General features: G+C 41.9%; 7 protein-coding genes. 1 reads left to right on the top strand and 6 read right to left on the bottom strand.

Annotated features, from left to right (window positions below; genetic code table 11):
• Position 1: 1 nt before the first annotated feature.
• The 6 genes from comGB to pbp1b all read right to left on the bottom strand — a co-directional run bounded on the left by comGB (position 2) and on the right by pbp1b (position 12426).
• Positions 2 to 1033, bottom strand: coding sequence for a competence type IV pilus assembly protein ComGB (gene comGB / locus DYD17_RS00800; protein ID WP_003049254.1), 1032 nt, complete (start codon positions 1031 to 1033; stop codon positions 2 to 4).
• Positions 969 to 1910 carry a competence type IV pilus ATPase ComGA gene (gene comGA / locus DYD17_RS00795; protein ID WP_003049251.1) on the bottom strand — a complete coding sequence of 314 codons (942 nt, stop codon included), beginning with the start codon at positions 1908 to 1910 and terminating at the stop codon, positions 969 to 971. The genes comGB and comGA overlap by 65 nt, the downstream gene beginning before the upstream one ends.
• A gap of 79 nt (positions 1911 to 1989) precedes the next feature.
• A complete protein-coding gene (locus tag DYD17_RS00790) occupies positions 1990 to 2355 on the bottom strand; it encodes a DUF1033 family protein (RefSeq protein WP_003049248.1) in 366 nt (121 codons plus the stop codon).
• A 203-nt stretch (positions 2356 to 2558) separates the two neighbouring features.
• Positions 2559 to 6200, bottom strand: a complete 3642-nt coding sequence (gene rpoC / locus DYD17_RS00785) for a DNA-directed RNA polymerase subunit beta' (protein ID WP_115276307.1) — start codon at positions 6198 to 6200, stop codon at positions 2559 to 2561.
• A gap of 95 nt (positions 6201 to 6295) precedes the next feature.
• Positions 6296 to 9862, bottom strand: coding sequence for a DNA-directed RNA polymerase subunit beta (rpoB, locus tag DYD17_RS00780; protein WP_115252502.1), 3567 nt, complete (start codon positions 9860 to 9862; stop codon positions 6296 to 6298).
• Between the two features lie 263 nt (positions 9863 to 10125).
• Positions 10126 to 12426, bottom strand: coding sequence for a penicillin-binding protein PBP1B (pbp1b, locus tag DYD17_RS00775; protein ID WP_174221686.1), 2301 nt, complete (start codon positions 12424 to 12426; stop codon positions 10126 to 10128).
• A gap of 106 nt (positions 12427 to 12532) precedes the next feature.
• On the opposite strand from pbp1b, the gene tyrS reads away from it, so the two are divergent.
• Entirely contained in the window at positions 12533 to 13789 is a 1257-nt protein-coding gene (gene tyrS / locus DYD17_RS00770) for a tyrosine--tRNA ligase (protein WP_115276306.1), read from the top strand.
• The last annotated feature ends 10 nt before the right edge of the window (positions 13790 to 13799 follow it).

The raw sequence follows: 13799 nt of genomic DNA, 5'->3' as shown, positions 1-13799 counted from the left end.
TTTATAAAACGCCTCCCATATTTTGATAAATTGGTAATAAAATTGCTGCATAAATCATGACAATCGTCAGAGCAATCACTAAAAAGATAATCGGTTGAATAAACTGAGTTGCTTGATGAAGTTGGCTAAAAAACTGAGCCCAACTCTCTTGAGCATAAATCTCTAGTTCACTTCCTAACTTGGATTTAATCTCTCCATAAGTAATCATCAAACTTAACTCTTTTTTAAAGAAAGGATAGGTAGCTACCTTATCATGAAAAGCTTGTCCTGCCAGTAAACTAACTCGAATATCTTCAGCCAATTCTTGCATAAATAAAGATTTCTCCATGGTCATAATATCCAGAATGACTGGTAATTCAAGTCCCTGTCCAATCAATGTTCCCCATTCTCTAGCATAATAAGCCGTCAGATACTGTTGTAAGAGTTTCCCTAAAACAGGATAAGCACTGAGGTGAGTAAAAAGCTTGAGGTGACTTTGCGATCGCCAATGCAGCCAAATTCCTCCTAACAGTACACCGATAAAAAGGATAATACCAAAGAAAATAGCTGGAAAATGAGTGAGAAAAATAGTAAGCTGATTTTGAGCTTCTAAGTGAGGCATAACATAATGCCTTAACCCTAACATCATTACAAAAAGAAATACCAGAAGAATAATCGGATAGGTGACGACTTCAATGGTTTTTCGTTTAAGTTTAGCCATTTGGTTGAGATAGCCCTGAATATTAACAAGCGTCGTCTCAATGTTCCCGTGACCATCTGCTAAACTAATTTGAGTTAAAATAGCATCCGAAAAACCTATCCCAGCTAACATATCTGCCAGCCCTCGACCTTTTAAGAGTGCTTCTTCCATACGAAGAACATAGGGCTCGGGAATCAGATGACTTTTTGTTAAGAAAGCTATTATCTCCGTCAGGTTAAATCCTGTTAACAAAAGGTTAGCTAATAGCTGAATTAGTTTGTATCGTTCCTTACTGGATAATTTTTTCGATCCTTGCTTGCTTCGGACTGAGATGTCCCGCTGCAAGAAGGTCATCAATTTGTTGATTCCATTGGTTTGGTGAGTAGTGTTCAAATTCTGTTTGAGTTGAGTCAATTAATGCCCCTCCATTAAGCAATCGTTGGTAAGCAACAAAAGCCAAACAATTGTCTAATTCTGCTCTTGTCACTCCTAGTTCTAGTAATCTGGCATAAACACCAGAAATGCTTTTGGCATGCACTGTTGAAAATACTAAGGCACCTGTTAAACTTGCTCTAATAACCGCTCTAGCTGTCTGGCTGTCTCGAATTTCACCAATGATTAAAATATCAGGGCGATGCCGTAAAGATAGTTTGATCAAGTTGTCGTAAGTCATGCCAATACTATCATTAACTTGTAATTGGAGCGCTTGATGATTTTTGATTTCCACCGGATCCTCTATGCTAATGACCTGTGCTCCCTGATAATAATCAGCAATCAATTGGTGCATCAAAGTTGTTTTCCCTGATCCGACTGGACCTGCAAAAAGATAGAGCCCTCGGCCTCCAATCTGACGTGCGACTGTTTTCAGTCCGTCAAACCAGTAGTGTAAACTTCTTTGTCGATGATGCAGTAACCGAATCACTAAACTCTCTTGTCCACGGTAATTTCCAACACTAGATAGGCGTAGAGACAAAAGTGTGTCTTCACCGATATCATAATCACAAGAACCGACTTGACAGCGTCGTTTCTCACCGACAGTCATTCCTGCAACGAACTTAAAGTGACTAATAAGATGAGCCATCCGATCGCCCCGATAAACATCCACCAATCTCCTTTCGTCTCCTACCCTTACCAATAACTCATACTGATCTTCCTTTGGCAAAATATAGATATCTTGAGCTTGAACCTGCTCAGCTTCTTTCAAAATAGATTTTGCTAATGCTTGTACCATAATGCCCCCTCATTGATTTATTCGTAAAACAAAAAAGAAAATGCCAAACTAATGACATTTTCTTCTGTTTTGAGCGCGTTTATAAATTTAGCTTACAGAATGATGCATTTTGAGGTGAGTCATTTCTCTGTTCAAAATCAGGCATATAATGTGTATTGGGCACAATATCCCTATTTTTCAACAGTAGTATAGAATGATATTGCTGTAAATCTTCACCACAATCCTCACACCATCTCGTATCTTTTTTCTCCCAAAACGTAGCCAGGAGATTCTTTTGACTGTGGTAACTTGGAAAATGATTTCTCATGCTCTGCCATTCTTCCTCAAAATAGGAAAAAGCTTCTGTCCACTCATCAAACTTCTTTTCTTCTAAAATATCATCTTGCCACCCATCGATGAACCACCAGGGTTCCCAATCACCATACATTTTTATCACTTGATACATAATACCTATTCCTCTTATGCTTATTATAGCTAAATTAGAAGGTTTTTGAAAAATATCTGCTCATTGGGGGACTTCTATTACTTTGTCATCGGGCTATGATATCTTAAGAGGACAGTTATTGTGATAGTTACCGCAATAACTACAAGTCTTCCTCGCTTACTTCTCAATATCACAAAAAGAGCCCCTCAGGACTCTTTTTAATATTATTCTGTTTCAGTTGCAGCAACTGTTTCTTCAGAAACTTCTGGCTTGTCAATAACTTCAACATCATTGATTGCTTGTGGTTCAATGTTACGGTAGCGCGCCATACCAGTACCAGCTGGTATGATCTTACCAATGATAACATTTTCTTTAAGGCCAAGAAGATGATCTTTTTTACCACGGATGGCAGCATCTGTAAGAACACGAGTTGTTTCTTGGAAGGATGCAGCTGATAAGAAGGAATTGGTTTCAAGGGAAGCTTTCGTAATTCCCATAAGGACTGGACGAGATGTCGCAGGGATACCACCAGAGATAACAATATCTTTATTAGCATCTGTGAAATCAGAAATATCCATCAATGTTCCTGGAAGGAGGTCTGTATCACCTGGATCCATGACACGAACTTTACGAAGCATTTGGCGAACCATTACCTCAACGTGTTTGTCACCGATTTCTACCCCTTGGCTACGGTAAACTTTTTGTACTTCTGCAAGAAGATAAGTTTCAACTGACAAGGTATCACGCACTTCAAGGAGGCGTTTCGGTTGGATTGACCCTTCTGTAAGAGCAGCTCCGCGATTAACTTCGTCGCCAACTTCAACTTTCATACGTGCTGTAAATGGTACGACGTATTCGCCCATGCCAGTTTTACCTTGAACGTAGACTTTCTTGGTACGAGTTGACGCATCTTCTTCAATCTCAACGACATTACCTTTCACTTCAGTAATGACCGCTTCCCCTTTAGGGTTACGTGCTTCAAAGATTTCTTGAATACGAGGAAGACCCTGTGTGATATCGGTATTTGAGGCTACACCACCCGTGTGGAAGGTACGCATAGTAAGCTGAGTACCAGGCTCACCGATAGATTGGGCAGCGATAGTACCAACTGCTTCACCAACTTCAACAGCATCACCAGTTGCAAGGTTGATACCATAACAGTGACGGCAGACACCATGACGAGTCGCACAGGTAAAGACAGAACGAATGGTCACTTCTTCAACGCCCGCATCAACAATCTTATGTGCCATGTCTTCAGTGATTAATTGGTCAGCACCAATCAAGACTTCACCAGTTTCAGGGTGTTTGACTGATTTACGTGTGTAACGACCTTGAAGACGTTCTTCAAGGGTTTCGGTAACCTCTTTACCATCTGTAATAGCACGGATAAGAAGACCACGGTCAGTGCCACAATCGTCCTCACGAATGATAACATCTTGGGCAACGTAAACCAAACGACGAGTAAGGTAACCTGAGTCGGCTGTTTTAAGGGCCGTATCGGTCATCCCTTTACGTGCACCGTGGGTTGAGAAGAACATTTCCAAAACGCTCAAACCTTCACGGAAGTTTGACAAGATAGGAAGTTCCATGATGCGTCCGTTAGGAGCAGCCATCAAACCACGCATACCCGCAAGCTGTGAGAAGTTAGAAATGTTACCACGAGCTCCTGAGTCCATCATCATAACGATTGGGTTCTTAGGATCTTGTGTTTCAATCAGACGTTTTTCAAGGGCTTCTTTAGCTTCACGCCATGTTGTTGTAACGGCAACATAACGGTCATCATCTGTCATCAAACCACGACGGAAAGCCTTGTTGATTTCTTCAACACGATGGTGAGCAGCATCAATGATTTCTGCTTTGTTATCGATAACTGGGATGTCAGCGATACCCACTGTCAAACCAGCAAGGGTTGAATGATAGTAACCAAGGTCTTTCAAACGGTCAAGGAAGGCTGATGTCTCTGTTGTACGGAAACGTTTGAAGGTTTCCGCAATGATGTTACCGAGGTTTTTCTTCTTGAAGGGCACATTGATTTCCAAGCAATCGAGGACTTCTTGGATGTCTTGACCAGGTTCAAGGAAGTATTTATCAGGTGTTCCTTCTGTCAAGTTGGCATTGTTTGGCTCTTGGAGGTAAGGAAGGTCCTCTGGCATGATGTCGTTAAACAAAATCTTACCAACAGTTGTCACCATGATTTTATGTCTTTGGCTATCTTTCCAAGGTTTGTTGGGCATGCTGTCAACAGCGATACCCACCCGACTATGCAAGTGAGCATAACCATTACGATATGCCATCACAGCTTCGTCTTTATCCTTGAAAATCATGCCTTCGCCTTCGCGACCAGCATCTTCCATCGTAAGGTAATAGTTACCCAAAACCATATCCTGAGATGGGGTAACAACAGGTTTACCGTCTTTAGGGTTCAAGATGTGCTCTGCGGCAAGCATTAAGAGACGAGCTTCAGCTTGTGCTTCTTCAGACAATGGCACATGGATAGCCATTTGGTCTCCATCGAAGTCGGCATTATAGGCCTCACACACAAGTGGGTGAAGACGAAGTGCCTTACCGTCAATAAGAACGGGTTCAAAAGCTTGAATACCAAGTCTGTGAAGAGTCGGTGCGCGGTTAAGAAGAACTGGGTGTTCTTTGATAACTTCTTCTAAGATATCCCAGATACGTTCGTCGCCACGTTCAACCATACGTTTAGCAGCTTTAACGTTACCAGCATATTCTTTGGCAACAATTTCGCGCATTACAAATGGTTTAAAGAGCTCGATAGCCATTTCACGTGGGACACCACATTGGTACATTTTAAGAGTTGGACCAACAGCGATAACGGAACGTCCAGAGAAATCTACACGTTTACCAAGCAAGTTTTGACGGAAACGTCCTTGTTTACCTTTAAGCATGTGGCTCAATGATTTCAATGGACGACTACCTGGTCCAGTAATTGGACGACCACGACGACCGTTGTCAATCAGCGCATCTACCGCCTCTTGAAGCATCCGCTTTTCATTCTGAACGATAATACCTGGGGCATTAAGTTCTAACAAACGTGCCAAACGGTTGTTACGGTTAATGACACGACGGTACAAGTCATTCAAATCTGATGCCGCAAAACGGCCACCATCCAATTGAACCATCGGACGAAGATCTGGCGGAATAACTGGCAAGATGTTCAGAACCATCCACTCTGGTTTGTTTCCAGATTTGTGGAAGGCATCAAGCACGTCCAAACGACGAACTGCCTTAATCCGTTTTTGACCAGAAGCAGATTTTAATTCTTCTTTTAATTCAGCGATTTCAGCTGCCAAATCAACACGTTTCAAGAGATCTTGAATGGCTTCGGCACCCATTTTAGCAATGAATGATCCGTGTCCATACTCCTGAAGTTTTTCACGGTATTCGCGTTCTGTTAATAATGATTTTGGTTCAAGCGGAGTATCCATTGGGTCAATGACCACATAAGCCGCAAAATAAATAACTTCTTCAAGGGCACGAGGGCTCATGTCAAGAGTCAATCCCATACGTGATGGAATCCCTTTGAAGTACCAGATGTGTGATACAGGAGCTTTTAGTTCAATATGCCCCATACGTTCACGACGTACTTTGGCACGAGTTACCTCAACCCCACAGCGGTCACACACGATTCCTTTATAACGGATACGTTTGTATTTCCCACACGCACATTCCCAGTCTTTTGTTGGACCAAAGATGACTTCGTCAAAGAGTCCTTCACGTTCTGGTTTCAGTGTACGGTAGTTGATTGTTTCAGGTTTTTTAACTTCACCATAAGACCATGAACGGACCTTACTTGGTGAAGCTAATGTGATTTGCATACTTTTAAAACGATTTACGTCAACCACTAGTTTTACCTTTCTGCCTTTGATGACTTTACCAGTCTAAGGGCAAGACTCATCTGCCCTAAACTAGTAAATAATTGTTTATAAGAGTTGATTGCTTATTTTTCGTCAATTGCTTCAGAAACTTCTTGCGTTTCTTGGACTTGTTTTTCACGCGCTTTTTCAAGATCATCAACGTGCATCACGTCGTCGTCTTCACCTTCATCAAGATCACGAAGTTCCACTTCATTGTCATCTTCATCAAGGACACGCATATCAAGACCAAGAGATTGCAATTCTTTCACAAGAACGCGGAAGGATTCTGGTACACCTGGTTTTGGAATTGGTTTACCTTTAGTAATGGCTTCATAAGCTTTCAAACGTCCAGTCACATCATCTGACTTGTAAGTCAAGATTTCTTGAAGAACATTTGATGCTCCATAAGCTTCAAGGGCCCAAACCTCCATCTCACCAAAACGTTGTCCACCAAATTGAGCTTTACCTCCAAGTGGTTGTTGGGTAACAAGTGAGTATGGTCCTACTGAGCGGGCATGGAGTTTATCATCAACCATGTGGTGGAGTTTAATCATGTACATGACACCAACGGATACACGGTTGTCAAATGGTTCGCCAGTACGTCCATCATAAAGGACCGTCTTAGCATCGCTATCCATACCAGCTTCACGAACAGTGTCCCAAAGGTCTTCTGATGAAGCCCCGTCAAAGACAGGTGTTGCAATGTGAATACCAAGATTACGAGCAGCCATACCAAGGTGAAGTTCCATAACCTGACCAATGTTCATCCGTGATGGCACCCCAAGAGGGTTCAACATGATGTCAACTGGTGTTCCATCTGGAAGGTATGGCATGTCTTCAACTGGTACAATACGTGAAACGACACCCTTGTTTCCGTGACGACCAGCCATTTTATCTCCGACTTTGATCTTACGTTTTTGAGCAATGTAAACACGCACAAGCATATTAACACCTGATTGCAATTCATCGCCGTTAGCGCGTGTAAAGATTTTCACATCACGAACGATACCATCACCACCGTGAGGTACACGAAGGGACGTATCACGAACTTCACGTGATTTATCTCCAAAGATGGCATGCAAGAGACGCTCTTCAGCAGAAAGGTCTTTTTCACCTTTAGGTGTGACTTTACCTACTAAGATGTCGCCTTCTTTAACCTCAGCACCGATACGGATAATTCCCATTTCGTCAAGGTCTTTGAGCGCTTCTTCACCAACGTTTGGAATTTCGCGGGTGATTTCTTCAGGCCCAAGCTTTGTGTCACGTGTCTCTGATTCAAATTCTTCCAAGTGAACAGATGTGTAGACATCTTCTTTCACAAGACGCTCACTCATGATAACGGCATCCTCGAAGTTGTAACCTTCCCAAGTCATATAAGCAACGACTGGGTTTTGTCCAAGGGCCATTTCACCATTTTCCATAGATGGTCCATCAGCAATGAAGTCACCTTTTTCAACAATATCTCCTACTTTAACAAGAGTACGTTGGTTATAGGCAGTTCCTGAGTTTGAACGACGGAATTTAGTAATGTGATAAACATCAAGTGAGCCATCTTCACGACGAACTTCAACTTTTTCAGCATCAGAAAAGACAACTTTACCATTATGCTGAGCAATAACCGCAGCTCCAGAGTCATGGGCAGCTTGATATTCCATACCAGTACCAACAAATGGCGCTTTGGGATCAATCAATGGCACAGCCTGACGTTGCATGTTAGCACCCATGAGGGCACGGTTGGAGTCATCGTTTTCCAAGAAAGGAATACATGCCGTCGCAACAGCAACTACCTGTTTTGGAGAAACGTCAACGAAATCAACAACACTTGCAGAAAATTCTTGGTTATTACCTTGGTGACGACCCATAACAATTTCTTCAGCAAAAGTACCATCTTCGTTTAGTTTAGAATTAGCCTGTGCAACTGTGTACTCGTCTTCTTCATCAGCAGTCAACCAAACAATTTCGTTAGTTACCCTACCAGTCGCACGGTCAACCTTACGGTAAGGTGTTTGGATGAAACCATATTTGTTAAGATGTCCAAATGAAGACAAGTTGTTAATCAAACCAATGTTTGGTCCTTCAGGCGTTTCAATCGGACACATACGGCCATAATGCGTGTAATGCACGTCACGAACCTCATAACCAGCACGGTCACGTGTCAAACCACCAGGTCCTAAGGCAGATAAACGACGTTTGTGAGACAACTCTGACAATGGGTTGTGTTGGTCCATGAATTGTGATAACTGAGAAGAACCGAAGAATTCTTTAACAGCTGCTGTGACAGGACGGATATTGATGATTTGTTGTGGTGTTAACACATCGTTGTCTTGAACAGACATACGCTCACGCACGTTACGCTCCATACGAGCAAGACCAATGCGGAATTGGTTGGCAAGCAACTCACCAACGGCACGGATACGACGGTTACCCAAGTGGTCAATATCGTCAACTTTTCCAAGACCTTCAGCAAGGTTCAAGAAATAAGACATTTCTGCCAAAATATCAGCAGGTGTCAAAGCACGTACCTTGTCATCTGGATTGGCATTACCAACAATAGTTACCACGCGATCAGGGTCAATTGGTGACACAACCTTGAATTTTTGAAGAACAACAGGTTCTGTAATCACCGCATAATCATTTGGAGTGTAAACAAACTTGTTCAAATCACCATCAAGATGTTCTTCGATAGATTCAATGACGCTACGTGTCATTTCAGTTCCAGCTTCTACCAAGATTTCACCAGTTTCAGCATCCACAAGGTTTTCAGCAATGATTTGGTTCAAGAGACGAGTCTTGATGTTAAGCTTTTTGTTCACTTTATAGCGACCAACCGCAGCCAAATCGTAACGGCGAGCATCAAAGAAACGTGCAATCAATAGGCTACGAGAGCTATCTGCAGTTTTTGGCTCACCTGGACGAAGACGCTCATAAATTTCTTTAAGGGCTTCATCTGTACGAGAATCGCTTGGGTTTTTGTGGATATCTTTTTCAATGGTATTGCGAACGAGGTCACTTTCTCCAAAAATATCAACAATTTCATCATCACCTGAGAATCCAAGTGCACGAACCAAGGTTGTGAATGGAATCTTACGCGTACGGTCAATACGAGTATAGGCAATGTCTTTTGAGTCAGTTTCCAACTCCAACCAAGCACCACGGTTAGGAATCACTGTTGATCCGTAACCAACCTTACCGTTTTTATCAACCTTATCGTTGAAATAAACACCAGGAGAACGAACCAACTGAGAAACGATAATACGTTCACCACCATTGATGATAAAAGTACCCATTTCCGTCATGATAGGGAAGTCACCGAAGAAAACTTCTTGTGTCTTGATTTCACCAGTTTCTTTATTGACCAAGCGGAAAGTAACAAAGATTGGTGCAGAGTAACTTGCATCGTGGATACGAGCCTCTTCAAGGGTGTATTTTGGTTCTTTGAATTCGTAACCAACAAATTCAAGTTCCATAGTATCCGTAAAGTTTGAAATAGGAAGTACATCTTCAAATACTTCTTTCAAGCCTGAATCAAGGAAATCTTGGAATGAGTCAGTTTGAATTTCAATTAAATTTGGTAAATCAAGAACTTCTTTGATTCTTGAAAAGCTACGACGTGTACGGTGTTTTCCGTATCGAACTTCATGTCCTGCCAAGTTTTTAGCTCCTTCTTCTTTTTAAGCTTTGCTGTTTCAGCAAATCGCAACTAAATGATTATTTGTCCCTAGTGTGAATTTTTAGAATCTTTAAATATGGGTTACAAACCCTATTTTTCTTAAAAATAGGCACAAAAAGAGCAGCTAAATCTGACTTTATCAGTTTGATTTAACTGCTGTTCTTCCTAGCTGGACAATATTTCAGCTAGATTGGACGACAAATAGTTACAGATATTATACACTATTTTCCGACAAAATGCAACTTAATTTTTCTTACCACCAAAACTTGCCCAAGCTTTTTGATAGTCAGCATCTGTTCCTCCGATGGCAAATCGGTAAGTCATCGCTCCCGGACCCTTTTGAGCCCATAAGCTAGTCGTCATTTCTCCTCCGACAGAGAAGGCTCGGCCATTGACCGTGACCGTTCCTGGTTGCAGACCCGTTGACTTCAAGACTGAAGCTTTGACAACTCCTGGATCAAGTGCAAAGCGTTGCCCGCCACCAAGAACATTGGGATCAGCCTGATTAATAGCATTAGCTAAATGAGCAAGGTAATTAGAGTGATTGTTATAACCTGTCATTGGTGCCAGTGAGGTATTATCATCGTGGCCTGCCCAACCTCCTAAAGTAGCCCTTGGCGTCGCCAGAACAAGCCAAACATCAGTGTAATTCTCGGTTGTTCCTGTCTTACCAATCCAATCCGCATTAGCTAAACTAGGATTGATTGCTCCCAAACGACTCTTGAAGGTTGTCGTAGCTCCTGAAGAGACTGGACCTCGCAATAAATCTTGCAAAATAGTGGCTGTTGGTGCAGAAAAGACACGAACTGGCTTCCTTTCATGCTGGTAAACCACTGTTCCATCACTGGCAGTAATCTTGTCCACAAGGTATTGCTTTTGATACATTCCATTATTTGAAATCATTTGATAGGCATTGGTTTGTTGAGCAACAGACACTTCGATTCCTCCACCAAGTGGTAGACTTTCAATAGAATAGTCTGCAATCTTATAACCCATCTTGGTCATGTAGTCTTCAACATCAACACCTTTTTCACGTAATAATTTCTGTGTCCAAAAGGCAGGAATATTCCAAGATGTATTAATCGCTTCTTGAAGAGGCATCATGGCTGTCCCCTCACTATCAGCGTGCATAATCTTTTGGCCACTAGAATAGGTCGTTGGGTAGTTAGATAGAACGCTAGCGCTTCCCATTAGCCCTTGGTCGATAGCAGGGCCGTAAGATATAACTGGTTTAATGCTAGATCCTGGAGAACGAACCGTATCAAATGCATGATTGTTTTGGTTAAGGGCATAGTCTCTACCACCAACAAAACCTAGGATAGCTCCGGTTGCATTATCAGTCAAGACATTTCCCATTTGAACAGTGCCTGTCCCATCATCTAAAAGGCCACCAAATTGCGCTGCCGCTGTCTGCATAGCGTCGTAAATCGGCTTGTTAATCGTTGTGGTAATCGTGTAGCCACCTTGTTGCAGTTCTGTCAATGCTCTTTCTTCATATGCTGCTTTGGTTGCATCATTTTTCAAGTCACGACTAGAGACCTTGTCTCGTTTGATTAAATAGCTATACATAGCCTTTTTAGCATCTGCCAAAACCGTGTAATAGAGGTAATCGTGATTTGTAACAGTAACACTTCCTGGCTGAATAAAGTCCTTACTAATTGGGTAATCTTTGTAATCGTCGTATTCCTTTTTCGTTAGGACACCAGTCCGATACATATTGTATAACACGTTTTGCTGACGCTTGATGCCATAAGACATGTCCTCTTCTGATTTCATTTGACCCGTTGACATATAAGGGGAATAAACAATAGGACTCTGCGGAAGTCCAGCTAGGAAAGCTGCCTGCGGAACAGTTAAGTCCTTGGCTGACACTCCAAAAATGCCACGCGCTGCTTCTTCCACACCAGCAATATTTTGTCCCTTATTATTACGCCCAAAAGGAGAAACATTCAAATAGTTAGACAAAATATCATCCTTGGACATATAACGCTCCAAGGCAAGAGCATAGATAATTTCCTTAGATTTCCGTTTAAAGGTTGGATCATCACCCAATACCTGCTGTTTGACCAACTGCTGTGTCAAGGTTGAACCACCACTTGATTCACCAAACCCTAGCACTGAAGCTAACGTTGCTCGAAAAATAGCTTTTGGCACAACACCTTGGTGTCCTTGGAAATTCTCATCCTCAGTGGAGACAATAGCCTTTTTAATATTATCTGAAATAGCCTCATTCCCTACTGGTGTTCTGAGCAAATCTGTATCTAGAGTTGCAATCACGCTATTATCAGAATAGTTCATCTGTGAAATCATGGTTAAGGATTTAACTTGTTTGACTAAACTAGCTTTACTTGGGATCTTGACTGAGTCAATTTGACTAGCCAAATAGCCCAAAGCCATACCAGCTCCCATCATTCCAAAAAGGAAGATGATAATGTAAAAAAAGTTAGACATGAGTTTCAAGGTACGCAAAAGAACAGATCCCAAATCTAAGAGACCTAACCCTTGCTCACCTTTTCTTTTTCGTTTTGTGTTCCATTTCACCATAAAATACCTCAACCTCTATTATACCAAACTTTGATAAAGGTTGCATAGCCACAACAGTTTTTGGTATAATGATTTCCGAAACTATAACGGAAAACGGAGAAAGCCTATGAATATTTTTGAAGAACTCAAAGCACGTGGCTTGGTCTTTCAAACGACCGATGAAGAAGCCCTTGTTAAAGCACTAACAGAAGGGCAAGTATCCTATTACACTGGTTATGATCCAACCGCCGACAGCCTTCATCTTGGCCATTTGGTTGCTATTTTAACATCTCGTCGCTTGCAATTAGCCGGTCATAAACCTTATGCATTGGTTGGTGGAGCAACAGGGCTAATTGGTGACCCTTCCTTTAAAGATGCAGAGCGCAGCCTTCAAACTAAAGAGACTGTCCTCGAATGGAGCGACAAGATTAAAGGGCAGTTGTCTACTTTCCTTGATTTCGAAAATGGAGATAATAAAGCAGAGCTCATGAATAACTACGACTGGTTCTCTCAGATTAGCTTCATCGACTTCTTACGCGATGTTGGTAAATACTTCACTGTTAACTACATGATGAGCAAAGACTCTGTTAAAAAGCGTATCGAAACAGGCATTTCTTACACTGAGTTTGCTTACCAAATCATGCAAGGTTACGACTTTTACGAACTCAATAATAAACATAACATCACCTTACAAATTGGCGGCTCAGACCAATGGGGCAATATGACCGCAGGAACAGAATTGCTGCGCAGGAAAGCTGATAAAACCTGTCATGTCATGACTGTACCACTCATCACCGATTCAACTGGGAAAAAATTCGGGAAATCAGAGGGCAATGCAGTCTGGCTTGATGCCGATAAGACTTCTCCTTACGAGATGTACCAATTCTGGTTAAATGTCATGGATGACGATGCGGTGCGTTTCTTGAAAATCTTCACTTTCTTATCTTTAAATGAGATTGCAGACATTGAAAATCAATTTAACGCTGCCCGTCACGAACGTCTCGCTCAAAAAACGTTAGCCCGTGAAGTAGTTACCTTAGTTCATGGCGAAGAAGCTTATAAACAAGCCCTTAACATTACCGAGCAGTTATTTGCTGGAAACGTCCAAAATCTTTCTGCAAATGAATTAAAACAAGGATTGAGCAACGTACCAAATTATCACGTTCAATCCGCAGACAGTCTTAACCTTGTTGACATGCTTGTCACCGCAGGTATTTCGCCATCAAAACGCCAAGCGCGTGAAGATGTGCAAAATGGTGCCATCTATATTAATGGCGAGCGTGTTCAAGAGTTGGATTATACCTTGTCTGACACCGATAAAATCGACAACCAACTAACTGTGGTTCGCCGTGGTAAGAAAAAATACGCTGTCTTAACTTACTAAACAGCAATAA

Origin of the sequence: Streptococcus dysgalactiae subsp. dysgalactiae, from assembly GCF_900459225.1 — a bacterium.
In the GTDB taxonomy this organism is placed as follows: domain Bacteria; phylum Bacillota; class Bacilli; order Lactobacillales; family Streptococcaceae; genus Streptococcus; species Streptococcus dysgalactiae.
The sequence above is the reverse complement of the archived record's forward strand: the minus strand, read 5'-3'. Positions and strand labels throughout refer to the sequence as shown.